Genomic DNA, 18,877 nt, shown 5'->3' with positions numbered 1-18,877 from the left:
CTCTGGTGAGCCCGGCTCCGTCAGCATCCCCCACCACCGGAGCCGGGCCCTCCCGCGGCGCCTACAGCGGGACCTCCAGTGAGGCCCCGACGTGTGCGGCCACACCGATCGGCGCGACACACATCGTGGAGGCGCCGGGCAGTTCCAGGTTGGCCTCGATCCCGGGCCCGTCGTAGGCGCACAGCGGGAAGGTACCCAGGCCCCGGTCAGCGGCGACCAGGGCCGCCGCCTGGAGGGACACCCCGATCGCCACGGCCCCCGCCCGCAGGGCGCCGGGTCCGTGCGCGCGCACCAGTTCGGGGAGTTCCAGGACCGGGACCACGACACCCGCCAACGAGAGGTTGAGCCGGTGGCCCGGAGCGCCGATCCGGGTGGCCACCCTCGGGTCCTTGGGCGGAACCAGCCTTCCGTGACCGCCCAGGGGCGCCAGCACGGAGTCGACCGCCTCGGCCACCGGTGCGAGGTCGTCGGCGGTGGGCGGGGGCGCCACGAACCCGCCGACCGGGCTGCGGCGGCGCAGCATGGCCCGTTCCGGGTCGCGCGGCATGGTGATCTCGCCGAACTCCAGCTCCGGACCCGGTTCGGAGCGGCGGGCCGCGCACAGGACGTCCTGCGGGTAGCGGTCCGGGACCGGGGGCACCCGGACCGGGGCCGGGTCACTGGCCGGGATCACCGTGCGGGTCGGTCCGACCGTCACCACGGCGAAGGCGATCTCGGTCTCGTCGCCCAGCTCCAGGATGTGCTCGACCTCGTCGTCGACGAAGGCGAGCCGGGGCGCGCACTCCCAGTCCAGGCTGCGTCCGGCGATCAGCAGCTGCGCCAGGGTGTGGCCGGTGTCGAGCAGGTGCAGCCGGTGCGCGAACTTCCCGTACCGGCCGGTGGTGCGCTCCAGCCGGGTGGTGAGCACGATGGTCAGGTCGGAGACCGCGCCGCCCAGCGCCCGGGCCAGGCGCGGCCGGGGGTCCTCGGTGGTGACCTGGGTGAGACCGTGGTGGACGGGGTTGTAGCGGTGCGCGCCGACCGGCAGCCCCGACTCCCCGCCGGAGAGCAGCCACAGGTCCACGGGGTAGGCGGCGCCGCCGCTGGCGACCAGGCGCAACAGCGTGGTCATCACGTGCTGTTCGTCGAACCCCCACCCGGGCGCGCCGGTGGGCAGGAAGGCCCTCGCCCCGGAGACGGTCAGGAACCGGTGGCGGGCGAGCCCGTTGCCGGTGGCCAGCATGCGCGAGATGCGGTCGACCGGCCCGTCCGGTCCGCTCCCGGGGCGGGGCAGGGCGTGCTCGGCGACGCCGGGGCGCCCCGCTCGCGTCGGGTACAGCTGGTAGGCCCCCGACACCTGGGGCAGTTCGCGGTCGGCCAGGTACGCCAGGACGGTGTCCCGGGCGGCGTCGGTCGCGGTGGTGCGCTCGGCCGTGCTCATGAGTGCCCTTCTACGAGTTCGGTCGCGCCCGCGGCGACCATCGCCACGGCGTCGACCCCACAGGCCTGTTCCACCGCGTCGGCGACGACGTGGCAGTACAGGAATCGGTCCACCGGGCGGACGCCGATCCGCGCCAGGTGCAGGTACAGGAGGTTCAGAGCCACCCGGTAGCGCAGGAACCATGGAGCCCCGCGCAGGGTCCGTTCGAAGTCGCCGGAGCCGCGCAGGGTCCGGTGGAAGGCGCTGTGGCGGGTCTGCTCCTCGGTGGCGTCGCCGCCCTCTCCCCCGCCTCCGCCGGCGATGGGCCCGTCGAGGTCGAGTCGGCCGTCGGCGAGCAGGGGGCGGGCCGCGTCCGCGGAGCGTACGAGTTCGCGGCCCACGGCCGCGGTGAGGTCGTCCAGGTGCCCGGCGTCCCCTTCGGCGTGGGCGCGCACCCTGCGTACGAGGGGGTCGCGCAGTCGGGCCGATCGTTCGTCGAACAGCGCGCGGACTCCGCCGGGGTCGGGGCTGCCCATGATGTGCGCCTCGGCGTGCGAGCGGTAGGAGACGAACCCGCGTTCGAGGTAGCCGCCCACCTCCCGGGCCATGAGCAGCATGAGGTCGACGACGTGGGTGCTCAGAGAGGGGCCCTCGCCCACCGCCATGGTGAGCGCCGCGCCACTGGTCCGCTGGTGGAACCCCTCGAACAGGGCCACGGCGTCGGGGGTCCCGAGCACGTGCAGCCGGGGGTCGTGCTCCTCCTCCTCGACGGTGTTGTCCGCCTGTTGCGGCTCCAGTGGTCCGTGCTCGCGTTCGCGTGCGGCGAGCTGCCGGTACGCCTGCCGGAGCGGTTCCGGGTCGATGACCGTGGTGGACGGGTGGGCGGCCAGCGCCGCTCCGAGGTGGCGAGCCGCGGCCGGGCGCACGATCCGCTCCCAGTCGGCGTCGTCTGCGTCCACGACGATCCGCAGGTGCGGGCCCCGGCGCCAGTGACGGGCCCAGAAGGCGGGCAGGTCGCGGGCGGCCAGCTCCGCGAGCAGGGGCCGGACCCCGGCCCTGAGCAGGGGTGCGGGGTCGGCGTCGTGGTAGGCGACGCGCAGTCGCCGGGCGGCCGTCACGATCCCACCGACACCGTGTCGGCCAGGGCCAGCCTGAGCAGTTCCATCACCAGTGCCTCCCGTTCCATGTGGACTCCGAGACGGTTGTTGTGCATGTGCAGGGCGGACAGGGTCGCCATCCCCCGGTCGAGGTGGGGGAGGTCGGCGGGCGCGGTGCCCTCGGACGGCTCCAGCAGGCCCCTGGCCTCCACGTCGGCGAGCCCCTCCTGGAGCCGACGGCACGCGCCGAGCCACTCCCCCTCGCCGCCGCCGGGCGACGCGGTCAGGGCGTGCCGGACGAGCTGGCGGACCCGTTCCCCGGAGCGCTGCCAGGACCGCTCGACGACCCGCTGCCACTGGGCACCGGTCCGTTCGCCGATCCAGCGGCCCACCATGTGGTCCACGAACCGGTTGACCCAGTCCGCGTCGCCGACCGTCGCCAGGCCGCCGGTCATGCACCACACGGCGCGGGCCACCGGGTCGGTCGGGGTGCCGACGTAGGCCAGGGCGTCGCGGCTGGACGCGGTGAAGAACCGCTCGACGTGGGGCATGGCGGCGGGTCCGCCATACAGTTCCGTGTCGGGCCGGTAGGGCTCCCAGACGAGGGTGTTGTCGGGGAGCAGGTCGCCGCCCGCCCCGCTCCCGGAGTCCCCGATCAGGTCGGCGAGCCGCTGGTAGTCGGCCGGGTCGGCGACGGCCAGTGACGGTTCGCGATCCACGAGGTCGGCGAACCGGCTGCGGACCTCCTCACGCACGGCCGCGCGGTCGTCGGGGTCGGGCACCCACAGGCGGAACCTGACGTGGGGTCCACCCGTCCAGTAGCGGACGTAGAACCAGTCCGGTGCCCGTTCGCCCCATGTCTCCACGGTCGGGGCCACGACGGAACCGACCACCACCGCGGGGTCCTGGTGGTAGTAGCAGTGGGCCGAGATCCAGCTCATGGACGATCCCCCGGTAGTTCGACGGCGTACTCCACGACCCGGTCGGGGCCGAAGACGTCGGGCTCGGCCTCCTGCAACAGCAGCAGGTCGCGTCCCTTCGACATCCGGGCCAGTTCCTCGACCCCCCACCAGGAGCACAGGTCCAGCGGCCGCGGCTTACGGTCCTTGGCCTTCTCCATGACCCGCTCGTCGGAGTCGACGACGTCGGCGGCCCGCGCGAAGACGACCTCGGGGAGCCCGAGGTCCCGGACCCTGCGGCGCACACGGGCGAACCGGTCGAAGTCCCCGCCGCCGCCCGGGTCGAGTTCGGCGCGGGGCACGATCCAGCTCCTGCGTTCCATGAGCACCCGGCCGACCCGTAGGCGCGGCAGGACCGACACCTCGGTCGGCTTCGGCCCGGTGTACAGCGCCCTGGCCCGCCCGACCAGCGCCCACGCCTCTGACATGGGGGTGGTCAGGTCGAGCAGGAAGCGCAGCACTGGGGGCAACCAGTACCGGCCCATGGTTCCCCTGTGGACGAGGACGACCGGGCGGTCGGCCGGCCGCCACCACAGGGTCGGCCGGCCCGCCGGGTCCAGCCGGATCTCCAGGTCGGCCGGGTGCACCCGACGCTCCGGCGGCAGGGAGGGAACGCACCCCGGCCAGGTCAGCTCGTGCGAGGCGTACGGCGCCACCCGGTTCAGGGAGCTGCGGAACAGCCCCGCCACCTCCACCAGGAGGGCGCCGTCGCCGTCCTCGTGGGTGGCGGGCGGCCCGGACCAGCGGCGGACCCGGGAGCCCGCGGTTCCGCACCCCGGTGAGGCCGCGTTGAGGGCCACGGTCCCGTCCGCCAGGGGCTGGAGGAACAGGGTGGTGGGGTGGTCGCGGGGCAGCCAGGCGGGCGCCGCCTCCAACAGCCGGTCCAGGGCGCCGGTGTCGGCGTCGAAGGCGGAGCCTCCGCCCGGCGGGGTGAGGAGCCCGAGCAGTCCGGCCTGGAACCGGCGCAGTTCCTCGACCCGCGGCACGCCGGAGTCCTCCAGGTGGAAGGGGTCGTCACGCAGCCGGTGGAGACGCGCCGTGCCGGGCGCCCCCGTCTCACGGGACTCGGTCCAGGCCAGCCAGGCCTCGAGCAGTCCCACCCGGGCGTCGGCGCCGAAGCGTCGGGCGAGCAGCTCCGCGACGGCCAGGCGGCCGGGCAGGGCCCCGTCGAAGACCGACACCAGGCGCCGGACCCGGTGCAGGTCGCGGTCGAGTCCCGGCCAGTCCGGGGTGCGGGGCGGCGTGGTCCAGCCGGGCACGACGTCCTCGTAGCAGAGGTATTTGCCCGGGATGAGGGACGGATCGCCCCCGGCCCCGGTCAGCGCCTCCCCCACGGTCGAGCGCAGGCGGCCCAGGGAGAGCCACCGTTCGGCCGGAGCGTCGGCGGCCTCGACCTCGCGTGCCGCCTCGTCGACCCGTCTGAGGGGGGTGTCCTGCGCGAGCCCGAGCCGTGCGGCCGCCTCTGTCAGGCGGTTCCGGGCCTGGTCGGGAATCCCGAGGTCGCCCTGGAGGAGTCCGGCTCCGACCAGCTGGCCGAGCATCGCCTCGGCCTCGGCCTCCGCCGCACCGAACCCGGAGGTCAGGAACACGGCGAGCTCGCCCGGGGAGGCGCCGTCCCGGGCCCTGCTGGCGAGCGCGAGCAGCCACGGGCGGGCGGGCACGCCGACGCAGCGCCCGTCCGCGCGGGCGACCACGGCGCGCTCGCCGATCACGGTCAGGGTCGGGTTGGTCCGCAGGACCACGGGCCCGTGCGCGGTCACCAGCAGGCGCTCCAGCTGGAACTCGACCTCCGCGTTGAGTTCGAGGTGACGGGAGAGCGCGTCCGGTGCCGGGACCTGGACCGTGTACCCCGCCCCCGCGCCGGTCGTCCCCTCGGGGAGTGGACCGGCGGTGGTCAGGGTGGAGAAGGGGCTGGTCTTCAGAGCGGTGCGCAGGACGTAGTTGGCCACCCGTCGGCGGGTGTTGAGGTGTTCGGGGGCGCCCGCCGGTCCGGACAACCAGGCCTCGACGTCGGGGAAGAGGGCGTCGCTGGCCATCGCCAGGGCGCGCCGGAAGTCCTCGTCCCGGGCGAGCCCGGCCAGTCGCCGCTCGGCTTGCGCCGTCTCGGCGCGGTAGGCCTCGCGTGCCTCCTCCCACCCCCGGTCCAGGTCCTCGTGGCCCGAGACCAGACGCCCGTGGAGTTCCCGGGCGGGCGCCGACAGGCGGTCCGTCGCCGCCTCCGACAGCGCTCTCGGTGGCCGACCGTTGTGCACGGCCCTGCGGCAGGCCAGCAGCGCGCGGCGGACGGCTCGGTCCTCGCAGCCGCCCACCGCGGTGTGGATCAGGTCCGCGAGCTCCGCGCCCCCTCGGTCCAGGTCGTGTCGGAGCGCGTCGAGGTCCGCGAGGCGCCGAGCGGTGTCGGGCAGGGCGCCGACCCGTGCTCCACCGCTGGGCAGCCCCGCCACGCGTGCGATGATCACGGCCGCACCCTCGTCCCCAGGTGCCAGGGCGCGTTGGGCTCGCCCAGTACCAGAAGGAACACCGGAACCTCCCGTTCGCCGTCGAGACCCAGCAGTCGGGCACAGGCGTCGGCGTCGTAGCTGTTGGTCACCCGGGCCGACAGTCCGTGCGCGGCAGCGGCGAGGGAGATCCGCTGCGCCACCACACCGGCGAGCAGCTGGGTCGCGCGAAAGGCCCGCCTCGGGTGGTGTTCGAGCAGGCGCTCGGTGTCCGCGGTGAGGGCCACCATCAGGGGCGCGGTCCGCGCGTTGATCTCCGTGCGCCACACGTCCATGGCCTGGAAGGGCGGGCGGGGGTCGCCGTGGCCCACGGTCCTCAGCGCGCCGTCCACGAGCCGGTAGTGGCCCTGCGGCAGGTCGGTGACCGCGCCCGCGAGCAGGTGCACCCCCACCTCGGGTGGCGCGGTCTCGTACCAGAGGTCGTCGGCGGCCGGACGCGCCGCGTCGAGCAGGAGGTCGGCCACGACCCCCAACGCGACCGGCTTGGCGGTGGGCAGGAAGACGTCCGGGCCGGAGTCGCGCCGGACCACGGCGGTACCGGTGTCGGCGCCGCTCTCGCGTCGCAGCGGAGCCAGCGGCAGGTCGGCCCCGGCCGTGGGCGGGTCCGTCTCGGCCCCGGCCAGCGGTCGCCCGGCGGGTGCCTTCACCGGTTCCAGATCGGCCGGGTCGCGCAGCCGCGAGGCCCGCTCCACGGCGAGGGTGCGGTGGCTGAGCGCCGGCTCGATGCCGTTTCCGCCCGCCACCGGAACCACGGTCCGCCTCGGCGGGACCGGGGTGGCCGCACGGTGTACCGGTTCGCTCGGTGTGCGCGCGCCGTCCCACAGGGGCAGCAGCGCCAGCACCGACTCGGAGTCGTCGTCGGGCAGCGCGAGCAGCCGGGCCACCGCCTCGTCGAGGAACCGCAGCCGGGTGTGACCGCCCAGCCCCAGGGCGGAGGCCACGACCTGGAGGTTGCCCAGGACCAACCCCGCCTCCTGTGTGACCAGCCGGTAGGCGTAGTTGCGGTACCGGAAGGCGGTCTTGCCCAGCCGGGCCGTGACGATCAGCACGGTGCGAGCACCGTCGAGGTCGGCCGCCGTCGCCGCCGCCAGGTCGGCCAGTCGCACGTCGTCGCGCAGCTCGGACAGCTCGTGGTGGGCCGCGTCGTAGCGGTGGACCCCGCCGGGCGCGGCGTCCGACCACACCGCGAGTTCGACCGGGTAGAAGCAGCGCGCCGACGCCACCGTCCGGTGCCAGGGCCACTCCACCTGCGGACCGACGTCCACGCGCGAGAACCCGTAGCCGTAGAACAGCAGTTCGCCCAGCCGTTCCAGATCCGAGCCCGCGCCGGTACCGGCTCCGGGACGGCGGTGCCCGTCCCGGAGCGCGGCGCCGAGCGGGCCGATCCGGTGACGCGGTCCGGCCGGGAGCGCGAACCTGCGCCGCGGCTCGGCGGGGCGGGTGAACAACGGGGGGCGGGCGGGATCGTCGAGTCCGCCCTGCCCCTCCGCGTGGATCGCCTGCCACCGGTAGTGCACGTCGTACAGGTAGTCCCGTACCAGGGCCGCGTCCCCGCCGTCGGTCACGGGTGCCGCCGCGCTCGGATGGGTGTCGGTCATGGGAACGGGTGCGGGTCGGGGTTCACGTCGTCGAAGCCCTCCTTGGCCGCCGCCGCGTACACCCGGTCGAGACCGCGCACGCGACGGAACCGGTGGCCGAAGGTCATCGGCAGCATCCCTGGAACGATCACCTTCACGCAGAACAGGCCGCCCGCTCGGTGCTCGGGAGTGGTCTGGTCGACCACCAGCACCTCCAGACCGTGTCGGCGCAGCCGCTCGACGGTGTCGTTGAGCAGCGCCTCCATGTCCGTCGGACCGTCGGTGTGCAGCCTCGGGTCGGGCTCGGCCATCTCCCGCTTCGGGCCGCCGAACAGGAACGCCAGCCGGTCCTGTGCCTCGGGCCTGCCGTTGAGCTGGCTGTGGTGCAGCATCGAGGTACACAGGTCCGGGTCGTCGACCATGCGCCTGGCGAGGTCCTGTACGTCGGCGGGCTCGTCCTGGTGCTGGGCGATGATCGGGGCGAGTTCCAAGAGCCCCGCCGCCACCGCGTCCTCCATGTCGAAGTGCGAGGCCGCGGCGCAGAGGAAGCGGGCGTAGCCGTCCCTCTCCCGCTCGTCGACGACCCCGACCCACACGCTGGGAATCCCGTGCTCGGTCGTGGTGTCCCAGGCGTGCGCCGTGTACCCGGTCAGCCGCTCGATCCGCTCCAGCAGCAGCGGCACCGTGGTGCCCCTCGCGGTACCGAGGTCGATCTCGGCGGGGGTACGGCGCGAGTACCAGGTCATCAGGAACGCGTCGCGTTCGATGACCTCCATCAGCCCGTGCAGGATCGTCTCCGGCATGGAACCGCCCACGGCACAGCCGTTGGACACCTCGTACAGGAACCGGGGGCGGTCCGGGCGCACCAGCCGTGTGCGGTAGTAGGCGTAGGTCTCGGGCACGAGGACCGGCCGGTCGTGGGTGAGGGACCTACCCCAGACCCAGTCCAGCTCGGCGTCCTCGCTCCACCGCCGCCAGGGAAAACCCTCCTCGTCGTAGCGGTGCTCGTCGTGCAGCCCGAGCCGCCGCAGGTCGAGAGCCTCGGGCAGGTCACGGTAGGCACCCGTCACCACACTGCGGTGACCGGACGGGCTCATCCCGCCCCAGCGCTCGACCGCCTCCGCGACGGCGGCCGTGCCCGACTCCCGGTAGGAGGGGGTGCGGCCGATGCCCTGCTCGATGTCGGTCGAGTTCCGCAGACCCAGGGGCGCGGTCATGTTCGGGAACACGCCGCCGCCGTACTTGAAGAGGGTGCGGACGAGACCGACGTCCCGGTCCACGTAGGTCGGGAGGAACGACTGGTCGTCCACGAGGGACTTGGTCCGCATCGACCCGGGCTTGTGCGACAGGGAGGCGCTCGGCCGCAGGTCCTCGGTGTCCTCCGGGTTGTCCTCGGGCAGGGCCCCGCACACGGCGCACAGCGGGTCCGGTAGGAGCACGGCCCGCCGTACACCGAGACCGATCAGGCGCACCACCATGACCGAACGCCGTTCGGCGGTGTCCTGGTCCCGGTCGAGCTCGACCAGCCGACCCGCGGCCTCAGCCGCGAACTCGGCGTGCAGGCGGGTGAGCGCGGGCGGCGCCCACCGCCGGAGCCGCTCCGGGTCGCGGCGGTCGATCTCGGCCATCGGCTCTGGGAACTCCCGGGCCAACAGCAGCCGCGACTCCAGGCACTCGGGGCATCCGGGAAGGTCCTCGCGCACCACCGGACCGACGAAGAGCCGGTCGCGACGGGCGAGCACCGGCAGCACCGGACCGCTCCCGGCCGGGATCTCCGGCAGCACCCCGTCCTCCCCGACCACCACCGTGTACTCCGGCGGGACGACGGCGCGCAGTGCGTCGGCCAGGGCGCCGGTACCGACCACCGTGGGCGTGCGGGTCATCGACTCGGTCACAGCTCCACCACCCTCACCAGGTGCGGCGTGGCCGTGCGCAGGACGGGCTCGCCGTCCAGCTCCACGACGCCGAGCCGCGTACCGCGTGCGGCCAGCAGTTTGACCGCGTCCTGGGCCGTCAGCGCCGATCCGGTCAACGCGGCGGCCGCGCCGTCGGGTTCGGGAACGCGTTCCGGTGGCGGAGGGGTCGTCACCGGGTCGGCGCCGCACTGCGCGGTCGTCGTGGCCCGGAGCACGGCCAGCGAGGCGGCGGATTCCAGGTCCCGGCCGGAGGCCCGCGCCAGCGGCCCTTCGTCGGTGGCGGCCAGGACCGTGGGCAGCTCGGAGTCCAGTTGGAAGAGGCGGATCTCGGACTTGGTGAGCAGTTCCAGACGGTGCACCTGATCTCCGACGGCTTCGGAGAGGTCGTCCCGGGCGATCAGCGGAGCCCGGTCGGGAACGGACACGACTCTTTCGGCGGCGTAGTCCAGCACCGCCTGGGAGAGCGCGGACTCGCGGTCCAGCGCGGCTCCGATACCGGGGACGCGAGCGTCGGCGATGCCGACGGGGACGACCTCGGGACCGGTCTCCCCGCTGAGGAGGTCCCGGGCCGGACCGCTCGCCGGGTGGGCGGCGGCCAGTCGGCCCAGCGCCGCCAGCGTGGCGTCGTGCCGGGCCTCCACGAAGGCGTCGGCCACACCGAGGACGTCGCTGGTCCGGCCGCCCTTGACCAGGCGGGCCACGGCCACGCGCAGCGGCAACTGCTCCGGGTGCTCCTCGATGTCGAGCAGCGGGCCGGTGAGCGGGTCGAAGAGTTCGGCGGCGGCGAGGGAGAAGGCCTCGCTGTCGACGACGGTCCCCGGGTCGTCGGTGGCGGCGTCGGCCGCCGTCCCGACCGGCAGGACACGCCCGGTCTGGGACTCCAGCGTCTCCAGGTCGATCCGCTCCACCTCGCCGGAGACCGGCGCGGGGTAGGCGCCGGTCACGGCGCGGAAGGCCGCGAAGAGCGCGGTGTTGGCGGGCACCCCCACGGCGGGGCCGCGCAGCCAGGTGGAGGGTCCGGCGGGCAGCGTCCCGGTGTCGGTCAGGCGCGCCCTCGCGTCGGCCCAACCGGCCTCGCCGCCCGGAACCGGGCCCACCCAGGCGGTGTCACGTGTGACCAGCACCGGCAGGAGCGGGGCCGTGCAGGCGTCCGCGACGGTGTCGACCAACGCCGGGTCCTCGGTGAGCACCACCACGAAGTCGGCGGAGGAGACGCTCGCGGCGAGGTCGGCCGCCGGGGTCTCGACGAGTTCGAGGGCGGGGTCCTCCTCCCTCAGCGCCGCGACGTCCGCGGCCCGCGCGGCGCGGGCGTCGGCATCGTCGGAGGGGTCGACGACCTCCACACGGGCGCAGCCCAGGTGCCAGGCAGCGCGTGCGGCGGAGTCGGCGAGCGGGGCACCGCCCACGATGACCAGGCGCGTGCCCCGCCAGGTCTGGAAGCGGGCCGGGCCGGAGTCGCAGCGGAAGTCGACGTAGGCGATCTCGGCCTGGTAGCGGTGGAGCTCGTCCTCGGTGAGCGAGTGCGGCAGATCGTCGGTGACGTCGCGCACGAACCCGTTGCGTTCGAGTAGCCCCACCAGGTCACGGGCCATCTTCTGGTGGGCGGGCGACAACCCGGAGGTCAGCTCGTCGAGCGGCGCGGAACCGTCCAGACTCGGTGCGAGCAGTTCCACCCACTGATAGATGGATGCGCCACGCAGTGTCACCGATCTCGCGCTGTCGATGATGAAGGCCCCGTCCGCGGTCGGGACGTAGTAGACATCTGGCCGGAGTTTCGGTCGCATCCGCGCCCTTCTCTTCTCTCTCACTGTTGCGAGGGGACGGCCCCGGCGCGGGGGTACGCGCCGGGCCCGCCCCACCGGATCAGCTGCAGCAGCAGCACGGGCAGCAGCTACAGCAGCTGCAGCAACCGCCGCCGCTACCAGACGCGCCGATCTCCATCATGGCCAGCGTGGAACCGAGCGACTCGATACCACCGGGCTGGTCCGAACCGAAGCCGAGCACACCCTCACTGCTGGTGCTGAATTCCTCGACCGGAAGGTCTCCGAGACCAGCGGAAATCTGGTCAGCCTTCATCGACATGGGAACCTCCTCCCTGTTATTCGACGGAGCGCCGAAACCCTTGTGCGTCGGCGCTGCACCATCATCGCGGCCACTGCTTACACCGCACCTACAGCGGGTTTGCATCCGAATACGAGCGCGTCCGGGTCCGCCCCGAGAAATGGGGACCGCGTTCCACCGGGAAGGCGAGGGGACGGCGGTCCCGGTTACCGAGACGACGCCGACGGGCCGACCGCGTACCGTGACGCGACCGGCCCGCCAGCCGCACATCCAGACCGTCGAGCAGGTCACCGCCCCGCAGAGGACCGGGGGGCGACCTCCCAGGTCAACCGATCAGCTGCAGCAGCAGCACGGGCAGCAGCTGCAGCAGCTGCAGCACTCGCCACCACCGGAGGCGCCGATCTCCATCATGGCCAGCGTGGAACCGAGCGACTCGATACCACCGGGCTGGTTGGAGCCGAAGCCGACCACGCCCTCGCCGCTGGAACTGAATTCCTCGACCGGAAGGTCTCCGAGACTTGCCGAGAGGTGACCAGAATCGATAGACATGTGTTCTCTCCTTTCTTCGTCCAAAGGCGGACAACGCGTCGAATCATCGACGGATACCACTGTGGACGAAGGCAGTTACACCTCGACTACACGGCGTTTTACCGGCCCGACTCCGACTCGGCGATGACGGGCGTACGATCCTCCTCCGTGGCTCTCACCCCTCACCCCTCGGTCGGGACCGTCGGCGGTCGGGCAGGCGCCACCCCGCCTCACACCGCTCCACCAGCCCGGCCGCCGCGAGCAGCCCCAGAGAACGAATCGTGTGCTCCAGGTCCCCGGAGCCGCGCGAGGCCACCACCGCGGTACCCGCCCCCTTGCGGGTGACGGCCGCGAGCACCCGTGCGGTCCCCCGGTCGAGCTCGGCCTCGACCACCAGCGGGCCCGCCTCCCTCGGAACGGCCTCCCCCAGGGGCACGATCAGCTCCTCCACGTCGTCCGCGCGCGTCACACAGCTGGCCCGACCCTCCCGCAGCAGCCGGTGGCATCCCACCGACAGCGCGGAGGTCACCGGGCCCGGTACGGCCATCAGCACCCGGTTCAGGTCGGTGGCGTGGGCGGCGGTGTTCAACGCGCCGCTGCGGGCTCCCGCCTCGACCACCACCGTGCCGGGGGTGAGCGCGGCGATCAGCCGGTTGCGCACCAGGAAGTCGGGGGTACGCGGGGTCCGGCCCACCGGCCACTCGCTGACCAGGACCCCGTTGCGGGCCACGTCCGCGAACAGCCCCGCGTGCCCGCGCGGGTAGTCCGCGTCCAGACCGCAGGCCAGCACCACGACGGTGCTCCCCGCGGCGAGGGCGGCCCGGTGCGCCGCTCCGTCCACGCCGTAGGCACCCCCGGAGACCACGGCGAAGGAGCGGTCGGCCAGCTCGTGGGAGAGCCCGGCCGCCACGTGGAGCCCGTAGGCGGTCGCGGCCCGCGCACCCACCACCGACACCGACCTCAGACACAGGTTGCGCAGGTCGCCCATGCCCCGCACCCACAGCCCGTAGCAGACCGGCAGCTCGTCGAGCCGCCCCGGCCACTCCGGATCGCCCGGAGCCACGAACCGCACCCCGGCCTCCGCGGAGGCCTCCAGCAGGCGGTCCGGGTCCACCCCACGGGCCCGCTCCGACCACCGCCGCCAGGCCCGCGCCACCTGGTCGGAGGGCGGGGGTTCCACCGGGGGCGGCGCACCGGACACCAGGGCCGCCCACACCCCGGCCGCCCCGTGGGCGTTCACCAGGGGACCCAGCCAGCGGTGGCTGGGGGGTGCCACCGCGGTGAGCCCCACGCGCGCGTGCGCCTCGTCGGTCACGCTCACCACGCCCTTCCGGCCCACAGCGCGTACGCGTAGGCGGTCTCCTCCTCGGTGGGGCGCTCCCGGCCCGCGAGGTCGGCCAGGGTCCAGGCCACCCGGAGGGCGCGGTCCACGCCCCGGGCACTGATCTGCCCCGCGTCCATGGCCCGGCCCAGCACCCTCAGGGCCCCCGGCTCCACCGGGAAGTCGCGGCGCAGGCGCGCCCCGGGGATGGCCGCGTTGGTGCTCCACGGGGTGTGCTCCAACCGCTCCCGTGCCCGGTTCCGGGCCCGTGCCACCCGCTCCGCCACGGTCGCCGAGGACTCCGCGAAGGCCCGGTCGGCCAGTAGCTCGGACCGTGTCACCGGCTGGAGCTCCACCTTGAGGTCGACCCGGTCCAGCAACGGCCCTGAGAGTCGGGAGAAGTAGCGCCGCCTCTCACCGGACGGGCAGGTGCACAGGCTGCCCGGTTTGGCACAGGGGCACGGGTTGGCCGCCAGCACCAGTTGGAAGCGGGCCGGGAAGGCCACCGTCGAGGCGGAGCGGGCGATCACCACCTCCCCGCGTTCCAGGGGTTCGCGCAGCGAGTCCAGCACGCCCCGGCCGAACTGCGGGGCCTCGTCCACGAACAGGATGCCGTGGTGGGCCTTGGACACCCAGCCCGGCTGCGGGTTGCCGTGTCCGCCGCCGATGATCGACGCGCGACTGGAGGTGTGGTGCGGTGCGGCGAAGGGCGGCACGGTGACCAGGGGCGCGCCCGGCGGGAGCAGCCCGGCCACCGAGTGGATGGCGGTGGCCTCCAGCGCCTCGGCGGCGGAGAGCCGGGGCAGGACCGTGGGCAGGCGTTCGGCGAGGAGGCTCTTCCCTGTTCCGGGACTGCCCAACATCATGAGGTTGTGCCCGCCCGCGGCCGCGATCTCCACCGCCCGCCGGGCCACCGGCTGTCCCAGGACGTCGGCGAGGTCGGGACCGCCCTCGCCGACGGGCTCCGGTTCGGCGGTCTCCTCCGTCGGGGGCTCCGGTTCGCCCTCCCCGCGCAGCCACCCGCACAGCTCCGCGAGGTCGGCCACGGCCGTGACCTCCACGTCGGGCACCAGACGCGCCTCGGCCAGGTTCCCGGCTGCCACCACGAACCTGGTGAACCCCTGGTCGGCGGCGGCCACCAGCGCGGGCAGCACCCCGCGTACCGGGCGGGCCCGGCCATCCAGGCCGAGTTCGGCGATGAGCACGGTCCCGGACAGCCGCTCCGGCGGGACCTCCCCCGCAGCGGCCAGCACCGCACCGGCGATCGCGAGGTCGAAGAGGCTCCCGGACTTGGGCAGGCTGGCCGGGGAGAGGCTGATGATGATCTGGCCGCTGGGCCACGCCTCGGAGCTGTTGGCCACGGCCGCGCGGATACGGTCGCGGGCCTCCCGCAGGGCGGCGTCGGGCAACCCCACCAGGGTGACCCCGGGTTCACCGCCACCCAGGTGCACCTCCACCTCGACGATGTGTCCCTGGACCCCGAGCAGGGTGACGCAGTGGGTGAGGGCTAGTGACATCAGCCCATCCCCCGTTCGTGGGAGACGAACACCCGGCCGCTGCGGACCAGCAGGCACACGCCGTCCACCCGCAGCGGCCGCCCCGGACACCGGTGCAGCCGCGCCCAGGATCGCCCCAGCGCGCGCAGTCGGCGCCGTTTGTCCGCGGTGATGGCCTCCACCGGGTGACCGTGGCGCAGCGACCCCCGTGTCTTGACCTCGGCGATCACCAGGAAGGGCCCGTCACGGGCCACGATGTCGATCTCCCCGGCACCGCCCGGGGCCCGCCAGTTGCGGGCCACCACCCGCATCCCGGCGCGTTCGAGGTAGACCGCGGCGAGGTCCTCGCCGCGGCGTCCCAGGTTCCTTCGGTACTCGGCCCACCGATCCACCGGCGACCACCTCCCCCCACCACGGTGCGTGATCGGGGGCGGGCGCGCCAGGGGTCGGCGCCGCCTGTGGACAACCGGTCCACGGGTGGAGGGGAGGCGGGGAGCGGCGGCGGGCGCCGCCCGGGCTACTCGGCGGCCCTGCCGCCGTCCGTCGGGGGCATCTCCAGGTCGGACTTGGTGATCTCCTCGACGTTCACGTCCTTGAACGTCACCACGCGCACGTTGCGCACGAACCGGGCCGGGCGGTACATGTCCCAGACCCAGGCGTCCTCCATCACGACCTCGAAGTACATCTCCCCGTTCTCGGTCGAGCGGGGCTGGAGGTCGACGTGGTTGGTGAGGTAGAAACGGCGCTCGGTCTCCACCACGTAGCCGAACAGGCCGACGACGTCGCGGTACTCGCGATAGAGCTGGAGCTCCATCTCGGCCTCGTACTTCTCCAGGTCCTCAGAACTCATGTGCGCGCTCGCTTTCGTCAGCACTCTCCGGTCACGATGTGCCGGTCCTCCTGACACGGACACCCCCGTCGGCTCGTTCCCGCCGGAGGAGGCACCGCGCGATCGGGGGACGCCGATACGATCCGAGTTCCATCATGCGTCACGGAACGGACTTCTGTACCCCGTCGGGCGGAATTCCTTCGACGGATCGGTCACCCCGGCCGGAACCGGCGCGCCCCGTCGCCGCGCCCGGGGGCCTCCCGGGACCGCCCGGTCCGCCGGTTCAGCCGTCGGACCCGTCCAGCCGCTCGAAGCCCTCCGGCACGCCCAGGGAACCGGCCTGGCCGAAGGGCCAGATGATGACGAAGGCCCGGCCCACGACGTGGTCGATCGGAACGGCACCGCCACCGGGGTTGTTCTGGTTCATCCGGGAGTCGTAGGAGATGGCCCGGTGATCGCCCATCAGCCACAGGTACCCCTCCGGCACCTCGATGGGACCGAACTCGGTGTGGCTCTCCACGCTGCCCGGGTACAGGTACGCGCCCTCCTCCAGGGGGACGCCGTTGACCAGTACGCGGTTCTGCTCGTCGCAGCACTCCACGGTGTCACCGGGCAGGCCGATGACCCGCTTGATGTACTCCTTGCCCGTGGGGGCGGCGCCGAGCTGCTGCTGGACCCAGGTGAAGCCGCGGCTGACCGGGTTGGTGGACTCGGGGGGCTGGACGACGGTGGGATCGTCCCACGACCCGTCGCCGTTGAACACGATGACCTCACCGCGCTCGATGTCGCGCACCTGGTAGACGACCTTGTTGACCAGGACCCGGTCACCCACGAGGAGGGTGTTCTCCATCGACGACGAGGGGATGTAGAACGCCTGCATCACCCAGGTCCTGATCACGAACGCCAGCACGAGGGCGATCACGATCAGGATGGGCAGTTCCTTCCAGAACGACCCCTTCTTGGCACTGCTCTGGGACTGGCTCATGTCGGCGTCAGCTCTCTCCTCCGGCCCCTGGCCATCGGCGTCGGATACACCACTGGCCCCCAGGCGCTCATGCGTCTGGGAGCCAGTGGCGGAGCTGCGCTCCTCCGGGCCGGGCCGGGCGGAATCCTCGTCCGGGACCGCGTCCGAGCCGAGGTCCCTCTCGTCTTTGCTCATCGGCCGAAAGCCTATCCTGCCGCCCGCTGGGGCGGCGTGGTTCCGGCCCGATCAGCCAGGACCTACTTGGTGACGGGCTCGCGGCGCTCGCGGATGCGGGCGGCCTTGCCGCGCAGGTCGCGCAGGTAGTACAGCTTGGCGCGACGCACGCGACCGCGGGCGACGACCTCGTACTTCTCGACGGCCGGGGTGTGGATGGGGAACGTACGCTCCACGCCCACGCCGTAGCTCACCTTGCGGATGGTGAAGGTCTCGCGGTTGCCCGAGCCCTGACGGCGGATGACGACACCCTTGAAGACCTGGACACGGGTGCGGTTGCCCTCGGTCACGCGGACGTGCACGTTGAGGGTGTCACCGGGGCGGAACTCCGGAACGTCGGTGCGAAGCTGAGCCTTCTCAAGCTCCTGAATGGCGGTGTGCATCTCGCGAATCCTCATCAATAGCGCGCCGCGTCCTGCCCTCCGGCTGTTCCGGAGAGGGGGTGCGCGGGCGAGGCCCTGTTGGGTCTGAACAGTCGAACCACCCGGTGACCGACACAGAGGCCGACGTCGTACCGCCGGCATGCGGATGCCTGGGGATCACCAGGGGGGAACTCACCTAGTTTGCCACATGATCCCGGCCGTCCCGAACCGGTCGTTCGCCACCTTCGGCGCCCCCGGACGGACCCCGGACCTCGTCCAGGACCTCCCGGTCCCGCCGGTCGAAGCCGTCGTCGGGGGTGGCGGCGATCAGGTCGGGCCGGTTCCTGGCGGTCTTGCGCAGTGCCTGGTCGCGGCGCCAGCGGTCGACGGCACCGTGGTTGCCCGACAACAGGACCGGGGGCACCTCCTGGTCCCGCCAGGTTCCGGGCTTGGTGTACACCGGCCCCTCCACCAGGTGCTCCATACCACCGGAGGCGAAGGAGTCCTGGACGTGGGACTCGCGGTTGCCGAGCACCCCGGGGAGCAGACGGGTGATGGCCTCCACCATCACCAGCGTGGCCGATTCGCCGCCGTTGAGGACGTAGTCGCCGATGCTGATCTCCTCGACCGGCATCCGCCGCGCCGCGTCGACGGCGACCCGGGAGTCGATCCCCTCGTAGCGTCCGCACCCGAAGACCAGGTGCTCCTCGCCCGCGAGGCGTTCGGCGTCGGCCTGGGTGAAGGGACGTCCGCTCGGGGTCGGCAGCACCAACCGGGCGGGCCGCTCCGCCACGACCGCGTCGAGCGCCTCGCCCCACGGCTCCGGCTTCATGACCATGCCGGGGCCACCGCCGTAGGGGGTGTCGTCGACGGTGTTGTGCCGGTCGTGGGTCCAGTCGCGCAGGTCGTGGACGCGTACGTCAAGCAGGCCCGCCTCACGCGCCTTGCCGATCAGCGACAGGTCCAGGGGGGCGAAGTAGTCGGGGAAGATGCTGATGATGTCGATGCGCACTGCGTACTCGTTCAGTCGGTGTTCTGGAGGTCGAGCAGGCCGGGCGGCGGATCGAGCACGATACGGCCGCCCGCGACGTCGACCTCCGGAACGAGGGGCGCGACGAACGGGACCAGGATCTCGTGTCCGCCGGTCTCGGCGGTGATGACCAGCACGTCCTGCGCGTGGTGGAGGACGTCCCCGACCTCGCCCACGGTCACGCCCTCGGTGGTGACGGCGGTGAGGCCGATCAGTTCGTGGTCGTGGAACTCGTCGGGGTCGTCCAGGGGGGCGATGTCCTCGGAGTCCACCATGAGGAGCGTGCCGCGCAGCGTCTCGGCGGCGTCGCGGTCGGCGGTGCCCTCGAAGCGCACGAGCAGCCTGCCGCTGTGGCGGCGCGTGGCGGCCACCTTCAGCGGGCCGGTCGCGGTCGGGTCCGTCTGGAGGACGGAGCCGACCCGGAACCGGGCTTCGGGGTCGTCGGTGCGCACGTCGACGGCGACGTCGCCGCGGATACCGTGCGCGCGGCCGATCCGGCCCACCACGAGTCGCATGAGCAGTGCTTTCCTTCGGTCGTTCTTCGGTCCCCGCGCGGGGAACCGCCCCGGGGATGGCCGTGCCCGGGGCCGTTCACACGGTCCCCGG

At 73.3% G+C, this 18,877-nt stretch carries 17 protein-coding genes; all 17 read right to left on the bottom strand.

Annotated elements, in window-relative coordinates:
• Positions 1–61 precede the first annotated feature (61 nt).
• Positions 62–1,420 (bottom strand): SagB/ThcOx family dehydrogenase, encoded by a 1,359-nt coding sequence (locus ABZ635_RS02980; RefSeq protein WP_357757968.1) that lies wholly within the window; start codon positions 1,418–1,420, stop codon positions 62–64.
• Positions 1,417–2,517, bottom strand: coding sequence for a thiopeptide maturation pyridine synthase (locus tag ABZ635_RS02975; protein ID WP_357757965.1), 1,101 nt, complete (start codon positions 2,515–2,517; stop codon positions 1,417–1,419). Before ABZ635_RS02975 ends, ABZ635_RS02980 begins: the two co-directional genes overlap by 4 nt.
• Positions 2,514–3,437: a lantibiotic dehydratase C-terminal domain-containing protein gene (locus ABZ635_RS02970; protein WP_357757962.1), complete on the bottom strand. Its 924-nt coding sequence runs from the start codon at positions 3,435–3,437 to the stop codon at positions 2,514–2,516. Before ABZ635_RS02970 ends, ABZ635_RS02975 begins: the two co-directional genes overlap by 4 nt.
• On the bottom strand, positions 3,434–5,914 hold the full coding sequence (locus ABZ635_RS02965) for a lantibiotic dehydratase (protein WP_357757959.1): 2,481 nt from the start codon (positions 5,912–5,914) through the stop codon (positions 3,434–3,436). The genes ABZ635_RS02970 and ABZ635_RS02965 overlap by 4 nt, the downstream gene beginning before the upstream one ends.
• Entirely contained in the window at positions 5,911–7,551 is a 1,641-nt protein-coding gene (locus tag ABZ635_RS02960) for a SagB family peptide dehydrogenase (RefSeq protein WP_357757956.1), read from the bottom strand. Before ABZ635_RS02960 ends, ABZ635_RS02965 begins: the two co-directional genes overlap by 4 nt.
• A complete protein-coding gene (locus ABZ635_RS02955; protein ID WP_357757953.1) occupies positions 7,548–9,425 on the bottom strand; it encodes a TOMM precursor leader peptide-binding protein in 1,878 nt (625 codons plus the stop codon). The genes ABZ635_RS02960 and ABZ635_RS02955 overlap by 4 nt, the downstream gene beginning before the upstream one ends.
• Positions 9,422–11,230 carry an NAD(P)-dependent oxidoreductase gene (locus tag ABZ635_RS02950; RefSeq protein WP_357757951.1) on the bottom strand — a complete coding sequence of 603 codons (1,809 nt, stop codon included), beginning with the start codon at positions 11,228–11,230 and terminating at the stop codon, positions 9,422–9,424. Before ABZ635_RS02950 ends, ABZ635_RS02955 begins: the two co-directional genes overlap by 4 nt.
• Positions 11,231–11,309: 79 nt before the next feature.
• The gene (locus ABZ635_RS02945) at positions 11,310–11,528 is read right to left on the bottom strand and encodes a hypothetical protein (RefSeq protein ID WP_017545978.1); all 219 of its coding nucleotides are present in this window, start codon (positions 11,526–11,528) and stop codon (positions 11,310–11,312) included.
• 312 nt (positions 11,529–11,840) lie between these two features.
• Positions 11,841–12,056: a hypothetical protein gene (locus ABZ635_RS02940; protein ID WP_357757947.1), complete on the bottom strand. Its 216-nt coding sequence runs from the start codon at positions 12,054–12,056 to the stop codon at positions 11,841–11,843.
• A 154-nt stretch (positions 12,057–12,210) separates the two neighbouring features.
• Positions 12,211–13,359, bottom strand: coding sequence for a DNA-processing protein DprA (gene dprA, locus ABZ635_RS02935; RefSeq protein ID WP_357757945.1), 1,149 nt, complete (start codon positions 13,357–13,359; stop codon positions 12,211–12,213).
• Positions 13,353–14,873 (bottom strand): YifB family Mg chelatase-like AAA ATPase, encoded by a 1,521-nt coding sequence (locus ABZ635_RS02930; protein WP_357757943.1) that lies wholly within the window; start codon positions 14,871–14,873, stop codon positions 13,353–13,355. Before ABZ635_RS02930 ends, dprA begins: the two co-directional genes overlap by 7 nt.
• Positions 14,873–15,244, bottom strand: coding sequence for a YraN family protein (locus tag ABZ635_RS02925; protein ID WP_357757942.1), 372 nt, complete (start codon positions 15,242–15,244; stop codon positions 14,873–14,875). The genes ABZ635_RS02930 and ABZ635_RS02925 overlap by 1 nt, the downstream gene beginning before the upstream one ends.
• Before the next feature lie 125 nt (positions 15,245–15,369).
• Positions 15,370–15,702 (bottom strand): DUF2469 domain-containing protein, encoded by a 333-nt coding sequence (locus ABZ635_RS02920; RefSeq protein ID WP_357757939.1) that lies wholly within the window; start codon positions 15,700–15,702, stop codon positions 15,370–15,372.
• Between the two features lie 262 nt (positions 15,703–15,964).
• Positions 15,965–16,840 carry a signal peptidase I gene (gene lepB / locus ABZ635_RS02915; RefSeq protein WP_357757936.1) on the bottom strand — a complete coding sequence of 292 codons (876 nt, stop codon included), beginning with the start codon at positions 16,838–16,840 and terminating at the stop codon, positions 15,965–15,967.
• Between the two features lie 62 nt (positions 16,841–16,902).
• Positions 16,903–17,262, bottom strand: a complete 360-nt coding sequence (gene rplS, locus ABZ635_RS02910; protein ID WP_357757933.1) for a 50S ribosomal protein L19 — start codon at positions 17,260–17,262, stop codon at positions 16,903–16,905.
• Positions 17,263–17,437: 175 nt separating this feature from the next.
• Positions 17,438–18,253 carry a tRNA (guanosine(37)-N1)-methyltransferase TrmD gene (gene trmD, locus ABZ635_RS02905; RefSeq protein ID WP_357757930.1) on the bottom strand — a complete coding sequence of 272 codons (816 nt, stop codon included), beginning with the start codon at positions 18,251–18,253 and terminating at the stop codon, positions 17,438–17,440.
• 11 nt (positions 18,254–18,264) lie between these two features.
• Positions 18,265–18,786, bottom strand: a complete 522-nt coding sequence (gene rimM / locus ABZ635_RS02900; RefSeq protein ID WP_357757928.1) for a ribosome maturation factor RimM — start codon at positions 18,784–18,786, stop codon at positions 18,265–18,267.
• Between the last annotated feature and the right edge of the window lie 91 nt (positions 18,787–18,877).

The organism is Nocardiopsis sp. NPDC007018 (assembly GCF_040635075.1).
Lineage (GTDB): Bacteria > Actinomycetota > Actinomycetes > Streptosporangiales > Streptosporangiaceae > Nocardiopsis.
The sequence above is the reverse complement of the archived record's forward strand: the minus strand, read 5'-3'. Positions and strand labels throughout refer to the sequence as shown.

Excerpts from the sequence above, each read along its gene's own strand:
- ABZ635_RS02980 (WP_357757968.1), bottom strand. The coding sequence starts at position 1,420 with ATGAGCACGGCCGAGCGCACCACCGCGACCGACGCCGCCCGGGACACC.
- ABZ635_RS02970 (WP_357757962.1), bottom strand. The coding sequence starts at position 3,437 with ATGAGCTGGATCTCGGCCCACTGCTACTACCACCAGGACCCCGCGGTG.
- ABZ635_RS02960 (WP_357757956.1), bottom strand. The coding sequence starts at position 7,551 with ATGACCGACACCCATCCGAGCGCGGCGGCACCCGTGACCGACGGCGGG.
- ABZ635_RS02950 (WP_357757951.1), bottom strand. The coding sequence starts at position 11,230 with ATGCGACCGAAACTCCGGCCAGATGTCTACTACGTCCCGACCGCGGAC.
- ABZ635_RS02945 (WP_017545978.1), bottom strand. The coding sequence starts at position 11,528 with ATGTCGATGAAGGCTGACCAGATTTCCGCTGGTCTCGGAGACCTTCCG.
- ABZ635_RS02940 (WP_357757947.1), bottom strand. The coding sequence starts at position 12,056 with ATGTCTATCGATTCTGGTCACCTCTCGGCAAGTCTCGGAGACCTTCCG.
- ABZ635_RS02930 (WP_357757943.1), bottom strand. The coding sequence starts at position 14,873 with ATGTCACTAGCCCTCACCCACTGCGTCACCCTGCTCGGGGTCCAGGGA.
- ABZ635_RS02920 (WP_357757939.1), bottom strand. The coding sequence starts at position 15,702 with ATGAGTTCTGAGGACCTGGAGAAGTACGAGGCCGAGATGGAGCTCCAG.
- lepB (WP_357757936.1), bottom strand. The coding sequence starts at position 16,840 with ATGAGCAAAGACGAGAGGGACCTCGGCTCGGACGCGGTCCCGGACGAG.
- rplS (WP_357757933.1), bottom strand. The coding sequence starts at position 17,262 with ATGCACACCGCCATTCAGGAGCTTGAGAAGGCTCAGCTTCGCACCGAC.
- rimM (WP_357757928.1), bottom strand. The coding sequence starts at position 18,786 with ATGCGACTCGTGGTGGGCCGGATCGGCCGCGCGCACGGTATCCGCGGC.